Origin of the sequence: Acinetobacter sp. GD03645 (assembly GCF_029845285.1) — a bacterium.
Classification (GTDB): Bacteria; Pseudomonadota; Gammaproteobacteria; order Pseudomonadales; family Moraxellaceae; genus Acinetobacter; species Acinetobacter corruptisaponis.
In genome coordinates, this window is sequence record NZ_JAOCLL010000030.1 from 1 (window position 1) to 16,890 (window position 16,890).

Genomic DNA, 16,890 nt, shown 5'->3' on the forward strand with positions numbered 1-16,890 from the left:
AATTAGACTTCTTGTATATATCTTTATCTTCTTTATTTATAATAAGAAGATAAAGATAATACAAGCGGTCTATTATTAGTCTCTATTATAAAGACTAGTTTTGTGCAGTCCAATATTTTATAAATTATTAAAGTGATACTATGAATGGACATTGCATTAATATCGCGATTTCGGGTATAAGTTTAAAAGTTTCAGATGAATTAAAAATAGAACTTAGAAAAACAATACCTCATGAATTTGGCATTAACTGGATTAACATTGCCGATCCAAATATCGACTTACTACTAATAAATGAAAATTTTTTTGATACTGAAGGCATTCAACGTATTTTAGAACAAAAACAACTTCCCTGCTTAAAGGTTTCCAAAGGGCAAGGAACTTGCAACATAGAAGAACACAATACACTTTACTTACCCTTTCAACAGACCGATGCCTTGAAAAACTGGATTCATCTTCGTCTTTTAAGTTATCTATCCAATCAACAATCGCAACACACCAAGATAGAGCCTGTTTCAGGACATGATGCGGTCAATAAAAAGTTTTTAACAGACATGCTGAATCCAGAGAATGCCCGACTTCATCTTTTTGATGATCACGGCACTCTGGCAATTATTGACACACGTAGCCAGATTGCCTGGCTGGAGCCAACACGAACCCAGACTCAAACCAACCACAGTTTTAATTATGAGTTTGCGACCACCTCAGACTTCACCAAGGTGTCCCGTAAAGTCGAATATAATTTACAGGACTGGTTATGGAACCTGTTTTGGCATTCACTTGAATTTCAGCGTTTAGCGCCAAACGAAAGTGAATACTATAAAATCGAATACTGGCCTCAACCAGCGCAAAGCAGCGATCGAAAAATTACACTGCATCTTTCAGCCTGCTTTATACAAGGAGCACAACTTTCCCAAGTCGCCACACAATTAAAACTTCCCATTCAAACGGTTCAACAGTTTATTGCTGCCTGTATTGTTTCCAACAACGGCGGCATTATCACTGCATCAGAAAGCCATTATTTACAAACTGAAACTGCTGAACAACCAGCTGAACAGCAAGGTTTTCTGAATAAATTTTTCGGCAAAATCAGACGCCGCTTTGGGCTTTAAGGAACAATATGATTCTTCAACAATATAAAATTGTGTTTGCAGGAAGCATGGGTGCAGGTAAAACAGAAGCGATTAAGTCCCTTTCTGAAATTCCAGTCCTTGCCACCGAAGCACTCAATACAGATAGCCAGGCCCATAATAAGATGCAAACGACAGTTGGTATTGATTATGGTGAAATTACATTAGATGATGGGGTAAAGATTGGTTTATATGGAACACCAGGGCAATCGCGCTTTGACTTTATCTGGCCTGTTATTTGTCAGGGTGCTTTAGGTGTTATTCTATTAGTCGACCATAACAGCAAGGTTCCCCTTGAAGAACTTGAAGGCTATCTTGACACGTTTAAGGACTATACCAAGAATATTTCCATTGGTATTACGCATGTCGATGAAAACAAGGAACATACCACTTCTATTTATCGGGAGTGGCTGATACAGAACGAGTATCAATATCCCCTGTTTTTTATTGATGCCCGTAAACAGGAGCATGTGTTGCTCATGATTGAATCACTCATTGCAGCACTAGAAGTCAATTTAAAAGCAACAAATTAATCACTTTATAAAGAGAAGAATTATGTTCAGTATTCCGAGTCAACAACGTACGGCGCCCAAAGAACTCATTCAAATGGCGAAAGCCCAGGCCAATGATATTTTAATGAACATTCGGGGTATTGATTACATCATGCTCTGTTCAACAGATGGATTTGAACTGGCTTCCGTTTATAAGAAGAATCCTTATAATAGTACCAAGCTTGCTGCTGTCAGCAGTTCCATTCTGGCAATGGTCAGTGCGTTCCTGAATGAAATCCAGTTGACTGGATGTCAGAGCATCACCCTCGATGCGGAGAATGGCAAGGCAATCCTGACCTCTATTCCTGCACCACATCATCCGATGGTCATGGTGACGCTGAGTAATAAGGATGTTCTACTCGGACAATTGCTTTATAGTTTAAAACAGGCAAGTGCAGCAATTGTTGCCGCTGATCAAACATAATTCTTAACCTTAACCAGTTTACCCATCCGAAAGGCCGACAACTTTTCGGATTCTTTTTATATAAAGTGATCTAATACTCAAGGTACACTCAATTGTATTGTGACAGATTGGTAGATATGGCCCATATTGCATCATGATCCACCTCAAACCCACACAAAAGCCGAACCATTGCCCCATCAATCATAAATAAGAACAGATCAACATCGGGTTTTAACAGGCTGATTTCCATACCCGACAACAACTCAAGAATTTCCTGAACCAGCCATTCCCGATATTCAATTACTACCTGATAGGCATGAGGATAAAGCTGTTCAATTTCAAAAATAGCTTTAAACAAAAGATGGTAAGGGCTATTGAGGTCTGCATGTAAAAGATAAACTTCCCTGAGTTTATCGGCTGCCGTGAGGTGTTGGCATGAATAAATAATTGCAAGCACCTCTTGTTTAAGCCGCTCTTTTTGCACAGCCATGCATATTTCAATAAATCGTTCTTTAGACTGAAAATTATTATAAAACGTCATTTTGGCAATTTTGGTTTGCTGCAAAATAAAGTCGATGCCTGCCTTGTGAAATCCATAACGATCAAATAGCTGGATTGAAGTATGAACCACCTGTAATGCTCTTGGAGAAATTTTTAAATTTGGCATATAGATACCATCCACTCATCTTTTTTGTTGTATTTAAATGAGATAAAAATGCCCTTACCCTATAACGAGTAAAAAAAGGCATGCAGCGACTCTGAAAGACTGCCCTGTCGCATCTCAAGTTTTATTGTCGATCTGTTTTTTTAGTCGCAACGACCTAAGGCCTGAACACCCAAAGGCGATCAAACCGTGCGAAAGACTAATCTGGAGGTATAAGAATAAAATACATAGCCAACTCCTAAAATTCGGAATTCTGCCAATGCATTCAAAATTATGGTGGCAGAACGAAAGAGGGTTGACGGACTGGTTCAACTCCAGCACACCCGAAGGTGTCCCACTCCCGTCCTACCGCTACGGGAGGAGACGAGAAGCTTACACACAAAACTATTCCTCAGAAGAAATAATCCTGATGTAGTTGAAACGGCCCGTCAAGACCGACTGACCATGTGGGTCAGCATGTACAGAATAATCTGTGAGTTTATGAGTGTCAATGTAGAGGAATGGCAAGTTATTAAATTTCTTAACTTTTAAATAGGGTGGCGGATCAGCACACGCCCATGTTTTCCCTTGCGCACACCACCAAAATAACTTTCATCCAGCTTAATTTGTCCCTCAAGGACATCTATGGCATCTTGGGCAAGATGATACATAATGAACTGACGTATTTTTCTCTAAAACAAAGCAGCAGAATTAGGTTGAGTGCGGAGTAAATCGGCTGCTGTTCTAGCAGTTACTTCTGCTATAGAAAACTCAAGCAGTTTTCTTTGAGTTTTTTTACTTAATTTACATCTGTTTATCTTCATAAAAGTAGATTATCACTGTTCTAATCCACTACAGCTCCTTAATTTTTATATGTTATTTTTCAATTTTCTTTTTTGAAAAAAGAATCATCTATTCTTATCTATCAATATGTTCATATCTTACCCAGCTTTCACACTACGGCTTTAGACTAAAGAAATAAACAATTGTTTTTTTAAACATCAGATGAATGGTAAGAATTTTAAATGATTTAGCAACATTTTTTCATTATTATATTTTTTGAACAAAAATACACCATAAAATGTTCGCTAATGAACACAACCAACAAAGTGTAGTTATTTTTTGTTCATGAATCTTTAAGCACTATGGAGAGAGCAATGAAGCTGAATAGCTTAAAACTAGGCGCAGGGGTCGCGTTACTGTTAAGTGGTTTTGCCAGTCAAAATACACTGGCAGATTCCTATGTATTTGTAACCAATACCACACCACAAACTGTATCAATACAGGTGAACCATACAGGTAGCCAAATTTTGCAGCAGGGAAACCAATGGGCTCAAGAAGCAACGCAAATCGCACCTTATGAAACCAAACGTGTATTACGCCTAAACCGTTATTCTGGAATTAAATCTGGACAGACCTATAATTTTGATACTGTGGTCACTAGCGGCAACTCACAGGTTATTTTGAAGCAAACCATGACTGGAACATGGACTGGTAGCAATATCAAGCACGGTATTCAAACCTCCACAGCCACTTCACCCTGGTATTCTGACCGTAATGTGTATCGCCTCAATACAACTTATGGTGGGTTGTCAGCACAGGCTGCTGTAAAAGCAGAATACACAGGTGGGTATGATGATTTCCATTACACCATTCACCAGAACACAGTTCAAGAACCTGTATCAAGCAGCGCAGATGAATTAAAGGTGCTCACTTATAATGTGTATGCCCTACCCATGGTTGCAAGCAAGATTAGTGAGCGGTTGGCTGAACTTCCAAACCATGTAAAAGGCTATGATGTGATTATGATGCAGGAAGCATTTGCATCATCACGCACAGGCATGTTGAATCAACTCGCTCAGCAATATCCATATCAAACCCATATTCCAGTTGGGTCTGGCTACAACTTATTTGACAGTGGCTTAGTGATTGTGAGCCGTTACCCAATTGTGAAAACAGCACAGTTAATTTATCCAGATTGCACGGGAACAGACTGCTTTGCTGACAAGGGGGTACTGTATGCTGAGATTATCAAGAATGGTAAAGCCTATCATGTGACTTCAACCCATACTGCTTCGTTTGACACAACTGAGGCGCGTGCTTTACGTCAGGTACAATTTCAGCAAATTCGCCAGTTAGTGGATCAACAGAATGTTCCAAATTTTGATGCGGTACTGATGGGTGGTGATTTTAATGTGAATAAATTCCTGTGGCCGCAAGATTATCAGGATATGCTGACAAACTTAAATGCAACCGCACCCGTTAGCACAGGCTACACTGCGTCAACTTTTGACCCTCGTGTAAACAAACTGGCTGGAGCAGCAGGTTCGGGCGGAACAACTGTTGAATATCTGGATTATATTGTTTCTTCAAATACACACCGCCAACCTCTCCAATCCCGTAATGATGTTCGTATTTTGCGTTCTACGGCTGACCCACTCTTTATGACCTGGGATTTATCTGATCATTTTCCAGTAATGGGTCAATTTAACTACTAACTTAATAAGTAGACTAAGATATGAACAAAAGACTAGTGTTGACAATCATGGTTGTTTTGGTGGTCTTGGTCGGTTTTGTAGTTTGGAAGAGCACCAGCTCTTCCGCTGCAATCCAGCAGACCAAAACAACCACCCAATCAAGTGATCCATCTACAGGCTTTAGCGATACCAAAATGCAAAATAAGAACAAGGAGAAAATTTTACAAGAGTCTCTTTCCAGGCAATTACAATCGCTACAAAAACAGCCAGGCAATATTACTCAATTCCTAAATGATTTTAATACGAATTGTCATGTTCAGGATTGTAATGCCGCTTTAGCAAAAGCATTAGCCAATTACCCTGATCAAGCATTTGCGCATTTGGTTGAAAACCTATTAAAACGCATGCCGCAATATGAACAACAAATGCAGAGTACAGTATTATCCACATCCTTATCGCCTAAACAGCGTTTCGATGCACTATGGAAATTAAGAGAACAGACTTTAGGGACAGCAGAGGCGATGCTCGGTTTCGGACAAGAGCGAAATTATGCAGACTATCGTTTCGCCTATAATGATCTGTCTCAAAATCAAAATCTCAGCGCAGAACAACGTCTAAAAGCTTTTGAGTCACTGCAACGTCAGTATCCTGATGCAGTAAAGCAAGAAAATAACATTGGGCTTTACGAACAGGCAATTCAATTACTTAATCATAGCTCAAGTAATCCTACTGAAATTGCGAGCTTGAAACAAAAACTACAACAGCAGTATTTAACTGAGCAAGAACAACAAGATATTCAACTTCGTGATCAACGTGAAGTACAACAGCAGCAACAAGTTATTCAGTATCAACAGGCTGTTAAACAGTTGCAGCAAGAAATGGAACCTCTCAAATCTCAAATCTCGGAAACTGAATGGCAAAAGCAGTACCAGCAACGTTTGGAAAAACTGCGTTTAGATATGTTTTCTTAAATAATTGAGCCATCCACATATAGATGGTTCAAATCTTGAATAACCAATATGATATTGATCAATCTGCATAGTTTTTCGTCATTCTTTCCAAATGAATGTTAAGATCAATCCCTAGATCTAAATACAAAAAGATTGATAGGAATCAAAGGAATGAACTACCCGCAATATCAACACGACTTAAATACGGCACTGGAATCGGAAATACTGGGCGAGCTTATTTTTCTAAATGCGGCCAAACATGCCCATTCAGTAGAACAACAGCAAAAGTGGCAAACTCTGGCACAACTGGAAACGCAGACTTTGCAACGGTTACAGGATTTTCTGAAACAACAGGGGCAAACTGCCTCCATTCGTTTTCATCTTAAACTGCAAGCCAAGGCATCGGGTATTGCAATGGCAAAACTTCCCTGGAAACTTGCCATGCATCTACTTAAACAGGGAACAAAACCCTTTATGGCAACGTTCGAACGGATGAATCAGCACGCCGATGCAAATACTCAGGATTTCCTAAAATATCTGCTCGCCCATGAACAGGCTTTGGCTGAATTTGCAACGCAGGAATTAAAAGGGAATTCAACAAACTCATTAGAAGCTGTATTCAAGTTATTAAAAAGCTAGGTATTAACCTAGCTTTTTAATTTATACGCTTTATGCAATCGTGACATTTAAAAGTAACTGTCGTTTTTTCACCTGCTGCCCCACCTGACCAATCAGTTCCTCAACTACACCATCCACATCAGACTTGATCTGCTGCTGAATCTTCATGGCTTCCAAGACCAGTAAGGTTTGGCCTTTACTTACGGTATCACCTACATTCACCAACAGATTGACAATCGCTCCATCCATCGGCGCACGGATTTTACCATCGCCCACCACCTCAGCGGCCTCTGGAGCCGCATAAGTGGTATTTTCGATCACAACATTGCCATTGCCTGCATCTAAATAAAGCTGGTTTTGATCAAGCACATAATCTAGTTTACGGCGCACACCATCCACATTGTAAATAACCTGATCATCACTAATTTCAACCACATCCACCGTGCTTTGCTGGTCGCATAGTTCCACTTTCACTTGCTGGTGATTGGTTTGGACATGCAGCAATAATTGCTGGTCTGCATATTTCAGCTTGAGTGGGAACGGGATTGAAACCCCAGTTTGCCAAGATACTTTTGACTGGTTCTGCTGGGTAAATAACGCCGCAGCAACCGCCAATGTTTCAATATTCAGACTTTGCTGATGTAGGCTGACATCATCCTGAAAATGCTGCTGGATAAATGCGGTATTGGTATCACCCGCCACAATAATTGGATGACGCAGTAAATTCACCAAAAACTGTTTATTGCTGTTTACACCCAGCAACACACAATCATCAACTGCTCTTGCCAGTAAGCGAATGGCATCCTGACGGGTTTTACCATAGGCAATCACCTTGGCAACCATTGGATCATAGAATGGGCTAATTTCACCCTGTTCCAACATGCCATGATCAATACGCACATTTGGCAATGCAGCAGGCTGCCAACGCAACACTTTCCCTGTCTGTGGCAAGAAGTCCTGACGTGGGTCCTCGGCATATAAACGCACTTCAATTGCATGCCCGTTTAGGGTCAATTCATGTTGCTGTAGCGGCAGTGTTTCGCCATTGGCTACACGCAGTTGCCATTCCACCAAATCCAGCCCTGTGATCATTTCTGTGACTGGATGCTCCACCTGCAAACGGGTATTCATTTCAAGGAAATAAAACTCACCTGATTGATCCAGTAAAAACTCAACTGTTCCCGCGCCGACATAATCACAGGCTTTGGCTGCTGCAACAGCAGCCTCACCCATTTTCTGGCGTAGTTCTGCTGTCATCACTGGGCAAGGAGCTTCTTCCACCACTTTTTGGTGACGGCGTTGAATCGAGCAATCGCGTTCAAACAGGTACACATAATTACCGTATGTATCACCAAATACCTGTATCTCCACATGGCGCGGTGCAATCACTGCTTTTTCGATAATCAGTTCACCTGAACCAAAGGCATTTTCTGCTTCTGAACGTGCAGTCTTTAAGGCTTCCAACAAATCAGCCGACTGGTGTACCAAACGCATACCACGTCCACCACCACCTGCCGAAGCTTTCACCATTAAAGGGAAACCAATCTTCTCTGCCTGTTCAGCCAAGTATTCAATGTCTTGCTGATCGCCCTCATAGCCAGGAACACACGGCACACCTGCCTGAATCATGGCAATCTTGGATAAACGCTTGCTCCCCATCAATTCAATTGCAGGTGCAGTCGGCCCAATAAAGCTAATGTTGTGGTCAATACAGGCTTGGCAAAAATCAGTATTTTCCGATAAAAAACCATAGCCAGGATGAACCGCATCGGCACCTGTCTTTTGACAGGCTTCAATAATGTTGGCAATGGATAGATAGGATTCTGAAACTTTAGACGCACCGATATACACTGCTTCATCTGCAACCTGAACATGGCGTGCATTAGCATCAGCATCTGAATATACTGCAACGGTCTGATAGCCCATTGCTTTCGCTGTTTGCATCACCCGAACGGCGATCTCACCACGGTTTGCCACTAAAACTTTTGTAAAAGCCATTTTTATTCTCTCTCAAAGCATCGTTTCGCCTTGCTGATTACTCTTGCGCAGTTGCAAAGCAGTGCTTTGCTGATCACTGCTCATCCATTGCCCAAGTTGGCAAACGTTTTTGAATAAAGGCCATCGTGCCTTCCTGCCCCTCTGCCCCGCCAACGGCTTGAGCAAACTGCTGTGCAGCATCATAAAGCAAAGTGTCTAAAGGCTCATTTAAAGTCCGATGCAATAAGGCTTTGGTGGTACGGGATGCCAAAGGCGCAGCACGTTTAATCTGTTGAACGGTCTCAGCAAGTTTTTGTTCAAGCGCTGCCTCATCCGAAGCCACTTCATGCACTACACCGAGCTTTAACGCGGTCTCACCATTAAAACGTAAGCCCAACAGTGCCAAACGACGCGCTTGGGTCAGTCCAATTCGTTTCACTACAAAAGGAGCAATTTGTGCTGGCAACACACCCAAACCTGTTTCAGGTAATCCAAACTGGGCATTATCACGACTAATCGCTACATCAGAAACACAGGCCAAGCCAAAACCACCACCCAGTACCGCACCCTCTAAAATCGCCACAACAGTTTGCGGTGCCTGATCAACCTGTTCAATCATGGCACCGAAACGGCGGTTAAAATCAACATAGGGTTGTAGGCTACCAGCATTGGCAGCTTCAACACGTAAGCCCGCCATATCCTTAATGTCTCCACCTGCACAGAAATGCCCGCCTTTTCCACGCAGGATCACGGCACGAATCGAGGTATCTTCGGCAATATGAGCAAAGACCTGCTGAATGGCATTGACCATGTTTAAACTCATGGCATTTCGGCTTTCAGGTCGATTCAGCCAAAGTGTTAAAATACTGCCTTGTCGTTCAAGCTGGATGCTGTCATCCACTTGTAAAGTATCCAGATTACTCATTTTATTCCTAATTTTTCATTCTTAATCACAGGTTAGCTATACAGGATCAACATCATACGCAACCACATGATCACAGGGGCAGCATTACCAGGATCAAAGATCCTTGCCCAACATATGACATTGTTATAGCCCAGATGACCATGACCTCAGCCCCTCACATCAACCCAGCCATGCTTCACAATATATCTCCACTTTACAAACCAAGCAAGTGCTTGGTTTGTAAAATAAGCATTATCATGCGTGATTAGCTTTGGCGGTACGCACCACAGCGTCTATATCTACCTCATCAACTTGATGAGGTGGAATAAACTGTTGGGCATAATCCAGCCATAAACGACTTTGGACAAAATAGATAAACAGTGTACGGTCAAGATGATTTTCCTGACACATTTTTGCCATGATCATCAGCGACTCAGAAATGGTTTTGGCAGATTTGTAAGGACGATCCGCGGCAGTGAGAGCCTCAAAAACATCGGCCAATGCCAGAACACGCTCCTCAACAGACATTTGTGCCGCTTGTAAGCGTCTTGGATAACCCTGTCCGTCCATACGTTCATGATGGTTAGTGGCAAGGTCGGGAATACGCTGTAAATGTTTGGGCCAAGGTAATTTGGTCAGCATAATCAGGGTCTGGACGATATGATTGTTAATCGCAAAACGATCTTCGCTGGTCAGTGTGCCACGGCGAATACTGAGATTATAAATTTCCCCAGTATTTCTTTGATAATGTGGAAGTTGCATGTCAAAACCATGCATGTTTAACGGATCATCCCGCTCTACATGGGGTTTATAATTTTCATCCCATGCAACGATATGCTCAGGTTTATCTGCCAATAGTCGCTCCTGTATGGGGAGTGATGGCGCAGGATGATGATAAAGTGACTGTTCCAGTAGCGATAGCCCAAGACGGTTATCAAAATGACGTAACCATGTTCGCTGTGCGATCTGTTCTAAACGTAAAATCGTCTCATCACTTAAAAACTCCCCTCCAATATTGCATTTGGCAATAAAGGCAAAATCAGCCTGTAGTTGCGCATACTGTGCATCACGCTGGGCTTCTGCACATGCCTGTTCTGTTCCTGTCAGTTGAGCCTTTAGACACACTATTTCGGCATCCCGATATAGCACTTCAAAACGGGTACGGATTTCATGGATACGGTTGTACAAGGTTTCCAATTTGGTGGCTTTGTCAATAATATGTTCAGGCGTGGTAATTTTACCGCAGTCATGTAGCCATGCTGCCAGACGGAAAGCCTCACGATCATCCGCATTGCAATGGAAATCAGCATATTGCCCTTGTGTTTCTGCCGACAAGTGATCCACAATCATCATTGCCAGTTTGGGCACACGACGGCAATGTCCTCCTGTATGGGCACTCTTAGTATCAATTGCATCGGCAAGAACCAGAATGAAAGCCTCCAGAAGCGCTTTCTGTGATTCAATCAATTGCCTTGTTTCAATTGGAATTGCCAACATTCCAGTTAACCGTTCACTAAAAATCAGGAAGTTTTGTGACGTATGTTCATGATCACCTTTATGCTCTAAAATCACATAACCCAAAATGTGTCCATCACGCCCACGTATGGCAAAGGCCTGACACAGGGCATGGCGGTTAGGCTGCTGATTCTCAATGTTACCCAATTGTGCCGCAACGATATCTACCTGATCTTGTCGTCCATAAGCAGCATTTTTTTGCCAACTGTTATCTTTTGACTGAAAAAGATACACCGCCCCACTATCACAACGAGCGGCCTCTACAAACAACCGAAGTACTTTATTCAGCATGGTGTCGATCTGTGGTTCAGCTTGCAGCACCTGACTGATTTTTAACAATGCTTCCATGGTACGGCTGACATCATCCGTAACATCGGTCAGTTGATAGGCTTCATACAACAAACTAAACTCAGGGCTAGGACGACTAAAATCAAAATGTGACATCTGCCGAACACGACGAATATGCTGTTCAATAATCTGGCCAATACGATGACCAAGCCATGCCCCCAAAGCAAGAAGCAGCATCCCCAAAACAATCGCAATCCCAATCATCTGGCGGCGATAAACAGGCAAATCCTTGAGTAGCTCTTGACTTGGAATGGCAACCAATAGCTGTAGCCCCAGTTCACGATATTGGGCAAGTTCAATCTTTCGCCCCAACCATTGTTGATCATCAGCCTGATAGGTCATCACCTGAGTTTGTGATGGTAACTGCCACAACTGCAATAAGGCTGTGTTTTCCAGATGTTGCAGTGCAGGGGCTGGTGTGGTGGATGTGACTTGATCAATAGCCGACCCCGTATTGACCCCAATCACTTCGCCCTGACTATCCACCAATGCAATTTGACTATGGGGGGTAATACTCAATTGTTGCAGTGCATCCTTAATTCCATTTAAGGGTAAATCCATCGCAACAATCGCATGGGAATTACTACTGCGCATGGAAAGTGTTACACCCATTAAAGGTGTATCTGCATAAATATAGGGTTTTGAAATGGCAACATCTGTGGTGGCAAGCGCATTGTTATACCAGGGACGTTGCCGAGGATCATACACATAGTCTGGATCTGTACGTTGCTCAATCAGGTTGAGATGCTGATCATAGAATAAAAGTTGGTGTGTACGCTTTTCTCCTGCCTGCCCCAACAATGCACGAACCACGTATTTTGCCTGTTCTGGTGCGCGATAGCTCTGACGTAATGTCGCCTTGGTTAATGGACTCACCAGAAAATAGTCACCATTATCATAGCCAATATACACAGACGTTAATAATGGATTGGCATACAAATTGGTAGTAAAGGCCTCTAGGCGTCGCAACCGCTGGGGCAATGTGCTGGCTTCAACCACAGGATCAAAGGCCAGAACGCGCAGCAGTGCTTCAGCAGGATCAATAATTTGTTGTACTTTTTGTTCCGTGATTTGACTGGTCATTTCCGCCTTGCTAGTTGCGGCATCCAGAAGCAAAGTCTTTGCCTCAAACCAGTTAACTGTTGTAAAAGTGACGGATGTCAATGTGATGGCAATGATCATCATCATGGTCATCACCATGCGAATACGCCATTTATGTTGGAGCCGCTGCATTATCCTTTGCATATTTTTGTTCCATGTGTTGCATCTTGCAACACGACAAAAGGCCAATATTTTTTTAAATATTCTGGGTATTTGTATAACATTCTATTTTGGCAGGTCATCACAAACATCATAAGTCAATACCCTGGACATGACAATCCAGAGAGAAAAAATTGCGATGAATTTAAAAAATTAAATAATTGATATCAAATAAATATTGATGTTTTTATAAAGATTTTAAAACTATTGTTATAAGTAAAATATTTTGTTTTATTATCGAGATAATGCAAAGCCCAACTTTAGCCCCTTAAGATATACCAATCTTTCAGCATTTTTAATTTTACCTTTCTAAATCCTCCCTACCACGATGCTTAAGCCGCATCTCAGGGAAGATTTAGACATAGGTAAAATATAACTTAACCCTAGATCACCCTTTCTGCTTCTTCGGCAGAATATCCATCAACTTACAGATAATTCCCAACATGATCTCATCCGCACCACCACCAATCGAGCCAAGACGACCATCACGGTAGAGCTGAGAAGCTGGGTTATCCCACATAAAGCCATTACCGCCCCAATATTGCAGGCAGCTATCCGCCACCTCACGGGTTAAACGCCCTGCCTTGAGTTTTGCCATAGAAGCCATCATGGTGACATTCTCCCCTGCGATATGCTGTTCACAGGCTTGATAGGTCAGTGCCTTAAGCGCTTCCACTTCGGTCATCAACTCAGCAAAACGGAAATGTACATATTGGTTATTAATGAGTGGCTGTCCAAAAGTGGTACGATCCTTGGTGTAATCAATGGTTTGTTGAATCACATTTTCCAGACCACCGACTGCATTGGCACATGCCCACATGCGTTCTTCCTGAAACTGCATCATCTGCATCATAAAGCCCATCCCTTCTGCGCCAACTAGATTGCGTTGCGGCACGCGGACATTATCAAAATAGACTTGGGCGGTTGTGGTTGAACGCATCCCCAATTTATTCAACGGTTCTGAAAAACTAATCCCTGCCGTTTTGGCTGGGACAATAATCATGGATTTATTGACATGCGGTTTATCATCAGAGGTATTGGCAAGCAGGCAGAAGAAATCTGCTTGCAGTGAATTGGTAATCCACATCTTGCTGCCATTAATGACGTAATCATCGCCATCTTTTTTTGCTATGGTTTTAACTGCGGCGACATCTGAACCCGCATGAACCTCTGATACAGCAATTGAAGCCACATATTCACCACGAATGGCTGGATTCAAAAATTCTTCTCTCAGTTCCTTGCTACCAAAACGGGCAAGAGCTGGTGTTGCCATATCAGTTTGTACACCAATCGCCAATGGCACACCACCACAGGCCGCACGACCTAATTCTTCAGCAACCACCAAATTATAAGAATAATCCAGACCTAAGCCACCATTTTCTTCAGGCTTACAAATACCCAGTAAGCCCAAGTCTGCCATTTTTTTAAATACATCATGGATTGGGAAACGTCCTGCCTCTTCCCATTCTGGAATAAATGGGTTGAGTTCATTTTCTACAAACTGACGTGCGGTACGGCGTAAAGCGTCATGCTCTGCGGTAAATTTCATGGTTTTGTCCTAAATATTTTTATTGCCTAAATTTTGTGTTGAATTAGAAACGTGATACACCAAAACGAGTTGGATTTAGTTCGCGTTCCTGTGCTTCATAAATGGTCTGTAACAAGAAGATCAATACCTTGCGAGTATCTCGTGGGTCGATAATGCCATCGTCATGCAACATTGCAGTATTGAACAAAGCAGTGGATTGCTGTTCCAGTTTCATTGAGGTACTTTGTTCCAGAAAATCCAGCATCTGCGGATTCGGCTCCATGCCTGAAGCTTTCTGTTTACCCTCAGCCACGATACGCAGCACTTTCCCTGCCTGAGCAGAACCCATCACCGCCACATGCGAGTTTGGCCAAGCAAAGATAAAGCTAGGTGAAAGACTACGTCCGCACATGGCATAGTTACCCGCGCCATAGGAACCTGCCACCACAATCGAGATTTTCGGTACAGTTGCATTGGCAACCGCCTGAATCAGCTTGGAACCATGCTTGATAATGCCATTCTGTTCGGCATCCGTTCCGACCATAAAGCCAGTGGTGTTATGTAAGAATAAAAGTGGGCGTTGAGTTTGTTCACAAAGATGGATAAATTGCGCAGCCTTTACCGCTCCCTGTGGCGTGATTGGGCCATTATTGGTAATAATGCCAATATGTACCCCGCCCATTTTTGCCCAACCGCAAACGGTTAAAGCATCATATTCCTGCTTAAACTCCAGAAAATCAGAATCATCAATAATCCGTGCCACCACCTCTTTCATATCAAAAGGTTGCTTTGGATCCTGTGGAATAATACCTAACAACTCTTCTGCTGAATAACGTGGTTCCTTATAGTCCTGATTGAGACTGGTGGTTTGTTCTTTCCAGTTCAGATGCTCAAAAATTTCACGGGCAATACGAATGCCATCGGCATCATTTTCAGCCAGATATTCCGCCACGCCTGACACTTGGGTATGCATTTCTGCACCACCGAGCTCCTCTGCGGTTGCCACTTCACCTGTTGCGGCCAACAATAATGGTGGACCAGCCAACAGCATTTCGGTTTGCTTACGAACGGCAACCACATAGTCAGATAAACCAGGTTGATAAGCACCACCCGCAGTGGCATTACCGTGCACCACCGAAATCTGTGGAATCCCTGCCGCAGACATGCGCGCCTGATTGGCAAAGGTCATACCACCATAGGTAAACACTTCTGCCGCATAGTTCAGGTTCGCCCCGCCACTCTCGGTCAATGTCACAATCGGTAATTTTTGTTCAAGCGCAATCTTTTGCAAACGTAAGGTTTTCTGTACACCCATCGGTGACATGGTGCCGCCCTTGATCGCACTATTACTGGCAGTGACTAAGGCACGAACGCCACTGACAAAACCGATCCCCGCGATAATACCACCACCTGCCTCCGAACCATCCTTATCATCATGCATGTTGTAGCCAACTAGGCCACATAGCTCGACAAAAGGCGAATCCGCATCAAGAAGTAAACGCACCCGCTCATGCGGCAGAATTTTGCCTTTCTTATCAAACTTGGGCTTTGCTGCATAAGACTTATCAATGCCTTTTTGCTGTACGGCACGGACTTCTGCAATTTGATTGAGTAAAGCATCCCGATTTTGTTGGTATTGTTCACTACCCACTGCAATTTCAGACTGAAGAATTGTCATGGTTTAATCCTTCTTTTCATCTTGTTGCTCTGCTTTTCCAATCTGATCTTTGAGTACATCAGGAATAAAAGCACGGTGGAAACCATTAAAAGACTGGCTATTGGTTGCATCTGCCAATGGATACATTCGTGTGCCTTGTGAAGCAGCGCCATCAACTCTTAACGTCACACCTGACACAAAAGCAGCGGCATCAGAAAGTAAATAGCAAATCGCTGAAGAAATCTCAGACTCAGTTCCCATACGTTTTAAAGGGACATTGCCAGCCAAACTTGGAATAATGATTTTGGCAAAATCGCCACTGTAGTTATCCATACCAGAAGAAATAATCCAGCCTGGTGCAACGCAGTTGACCCGAACACCTGAACGCCCCCATTCTACCGAAGCTGTTTTGGTCAGATTGTCCACGCCTGAACGTGCTGCCCCTGAATGCCCCATACCTGGCATACCGCCCCACATATCGGCGGCCATATTGACAATGCTACCGCCATGTTTTGCCATCCACTGGTTATAAGCTTCTCGCATCAGGTAAAAAGTTGAATGCAGGTTATTACGTACCACCGCATCAAAACCATTGGCAGAGATACTTTCCAGATTAGATGGGAATTGCCCACCCGCATTATTGACCAAACCATCCAGCTTGCCGAATTTTTCAACCACTTCGGCAATCATGTTTTTGACTTGTTCTTCATCACGGTTATCACAGACGATGAAATGGACTTTGCCACCATCTTCGTTAATTTCCGCAGCGGTTTTTTCCAGCTTTTCAATTTTACGCCCTGTGATGATGACCTGCGCACCTAAGGATGCCAATTCATGTGCAGTACAACGTCCAATACCCGAGCCGCCACCCGTGACGATAATCACTTTGTCGGCAAAAGCATCTGCCCTGAAAATTGATTGATAACCCATTT

13 protein-coding genes and 1 pseudogene are annotated in these 16,890 nt (G+C 42.9%); 6 read left to right on the forward strand and 8 right to left on the reverse strand.

The annotated features are described in order from the left end of the window. Positions 1 to 140: 140 nt before the first annotated feature. The 3 genes from N5J47_RS17085 to N5J47_RS17095 are packed head-to-tail and all read left to right on the forward strand — an operon-like array spanning position 141 to position 2,102. Entirely contained in the window at positions 141 to 1,109 is a 969-nt protein-coding gene (locus N5J47_RS17085; protein ID WP_279961208.1) for a hypothetical protein, read from the forward strand. Between the two features lie 8 nt (positions 1,110 to 1,117). Continuing rightward, positions 1,118 to 1,660 (forward strand): ATP/GTP-binding protein, encoded by a 543-nt coding sequence (locus tag N5J47_RS17090; protein ID WP_004800075.1) that lies wholly within the window; start codon positions 1,118 to 1,120, stop codon positions 1,658 to 1,660. A gap of 22 nt (positions 1,661 to 1,682) precedes the next feature. Beyond that, positions 1,683 to 2,102 (forward strand): roadblock/LC7 domain-containing protein, encoded by a 420-nt coding sequence (locus N5J47_RS17095; RefSeq protein WP_249571255.1) that lies wholly within the window; start codon positions 1,683 to 1,685, stop codon positions 2,100 to 2,102. 88 nt (positions 2,103 to 2,190) lie between these two features. Here the strand turns inward: N5J47_RS17095 and N5J47_RS17100 are convergent, their stop codons facing one another. Then, positions 2,191 to 2,748, reverse strand: coding sequence for a TetR/AcrR family transcriptional regulator (locus N5J47_RS17100; protein ID WP_279961207.1), 558 nt, complete (start codon positions 2,746 to 2,748; stop codon positions 2,191 to 2,193). A gap of 548 nt (positions 2,749 to 3,296) precedes the next feature. Further along, positions 3,297 to 3,548: pseudogene (locus N5J47_RS17105) on the reverse strand (IS1595 family transposase); the annotation flags it as partial. A gap of 333 nt (positions 3,549 to 3,881) precedes the next feature. Between N5J47_RS17105 and N5J47_RS17110 the strand changes: the two are divergent. From N5J47_RS17110 to N5J47_RS17120, 3 genes are all read left to right on the forward strand, one after another. Continuing rightward, positions 3,882 to 5,222 (forward strand): sphingomyelin phosphodiesterase, encoded by a 1,341-nt coding sequence (locus N5J47_RS17110; protein WP_279961206.1) that lies wholly within the window; start codon positions 3,882 to 3,884, stop codon positions 5,220 to 5,222. Positions 5,223 to 5,242: 20 nt separating this feature from the next. Then, the gene (locus N5J47_RS17115; protein ID WP_279961205.1) at positions 5,243 to 6,172 is read left to right on the forward strand and encodes a lipase secretion chaperone; all 930 of its coding nucleotides are present in this window, start codon (positions 5,243 to 5,245) and stop codon (positions 6,170 to 6,172) included. A 150-nt stretch (positions 6,173 to 6,322) separates the two neighbouring features. Beyond that, the gene (locus N5J47_RS17120) at positions 6,323 to 6,790 is read left to right on the forward strand and encodes a hypothetical protein (protein WP_279961204.1); all 468 of its coding nucleotides are present in this window, start codon (positions 6,323 to 6,325) and stop codon (positions 6,788 to 6,790) included. A gap of 30 nt (positions 6,791 to 6,820) precedes the next feature. Here N5J47_RS17120 and N5J47_RS17125 read toward each other — a convergent pair whose 3' ends face one another. The 6 genes from N5J47_RS17125 to N5J47_RS17150 form a co-directional block, all read right to left on the reverse strand. Then, a complete protein-coding gene (locus tag N5J47_RS17125; protein WP_279961203.1) occupies positions 6,821 to 8,767 on the reverse strand; it encodes an acetyl/propionyl/methylcrotonyl-CoA carboxylase subunit alpha in 1,947 nt (648 codons plus the stop codon). Positions 8,768 to 8,840: 73 nt separating this feature from the next. Then, entirely contained in the window at positions 8,841 to 9,671 is an 831-nt protein-coding gene (locus N5J47_RS17130) for an enoyl-CoA hydratase-related protein (protein ID WP_279961202.1), read from the reverse strand. A 234-nt stretch (positions 9,672 to 9,905) separates the two neighbouring features. After that, positions 9,906 to 12,746 (reverse strand): HD domain-containing phosphohydrolase, encoded by a 2,841-nt coding sequence (locus N5J47_RS17135; protein WP_279961201.1) that lies wholly within the window; start codon positions 12,744 to 12,746, stop codon positions 9,906 to 9,908. A gap of 415 nt (positions 12,747 to 13,161) precedes the next feature. After that, a complete protein-coding gene (locus tag N5J47_RS17140; protein WP_279961200.1) occupies positions 13,162 to 14,322 on the reverse strand; it encodes an acyl-CoA dehydrogenase family protein in 1,161 nt (386 codons plus the stop codon). A gap of 43 nt (positions 14,323 to 14,365) precedes the next feature. Continuing rightward, a complete protein-coding gene (locus tag N5J47_RS17145) occupies positions 14,366 to 15,979 on the reverse strand; it encodes a carboxyl transferase domain-containing protein (protein WP_279961199.1) in 1,614 nt (537 codons plus the stop codon). Positions 15,980 to 15,982: 3 nt separating this feature from the next. Then, positions 15,983 to 16,888 carry an SDR family oxidoreductase gene (locus N5J47_RS17150; RefSeq protein ID WP_279961198.1) on the reverse strand — a complete coding sequence of 302 codons (906 nt, stop codon included), beginning with the start codon at positions 16,886 to 16,888 and terminating at the stop codon, positions 15,983 to 15,985. Between the last annotated feature and the right edge of the window lie 2 nt (positions 16,889 to 16,890).

Excerpts from the sequence above, each read along its gene's own strand:
- N5J47_RS17120 (WP_279961204.1), top strand. The coding sequence starts at position 6,323 with ATGAACTACCCGCAATATCAACACGACTTAAATACGGCACTGGAATCG.
- N5J47_RS17135 (WP_279961201.1), bottom strand. The coding sequence starts at position 12,746 with ATGCAGCGGCTCCAACATAAATGGCGTATTCGCATGGTGATGACCATG.
- N5J47_RS17115 (WP_279961205.1), top strand. The coding sequence starts at position 5,243 with ATGAACAAAAGACTAGTGTTGACAATCATGGTTGTTTTGGTGGTCTTG.
- N5J47_RS17145 (WP_279961199.1), bottom strand. The coding sequence starts at position 15,979 with ATGACAATTCTTCAGTCTGAAATTGCAGTGGGTAGTGAACAATACCAA.
- N5J47_RS17090 (WP_004800075.1), top strand. The coding sequence starts at position 1,118 with ATGATTCTTCAACAATATAAAATTGTGTTTGCAGGAAGCATGGGTGCA.
- N5J47_RS17150 (WP_279961198.1), bottom strand. The coding sequence starts at position 16,888 with ATGGGTTATCAATCAATTTTCAGGGCAGATGCTTTTGCCGACAAAGTG.
- N5J47_RS17125 (WP_279961203.1), bottom strand. The coding sequence starts at position 8,767 with ATGGCTTTTACAAAAGTTTTAGTGGCAAACCGTGGTGAGATCGCCGTT.
- N5J47_RS17140 (WP_279961200.1), bottom strand. The coding sequence starts at position 14,322 with ATGAAATTTACCGCAGAGCATGACGCTTTACGCCGTACCGCACGTCAG.
- N5J47_RS17085 (WP_279961208.1), top strand. The coding sequence starts at position 141 with ATGAATGGACATTGCATTAATATCGCGATTTCGGGTATAAGTTTAAAA.
- N5J47_RS17100 (WP_279961207.1), bottom strand. The coding sequence starts at position 2,748 with ATGCCAAATTTAAAAATTTCTCCAAGAGCATTACAGGTGGTTCATACT.
- N5J47_RS17130 (WP_279961202.1), bottom strand. The coding sequence starts at position 9,671 with ATGAGTAATCTGGATACTTTACAAGTGGATGACAGCATCCAGCTTGAA.
- N5J47_RS17110 (WP_279961206.1), top strand. The coding sequence starts at position 3,882 with ATGAAGCTGAATAGCTTAAAACTAGGCGCAGGGGTCGCGTTACTGTTA.
- N5J47_RS17095 (WP_249571255.1), top strand. The coding sequence starts at position 1,683 with ATGTTCAGTATTCCGAGTCAACAACGTACGGCGCCCAAAGAACTCATT.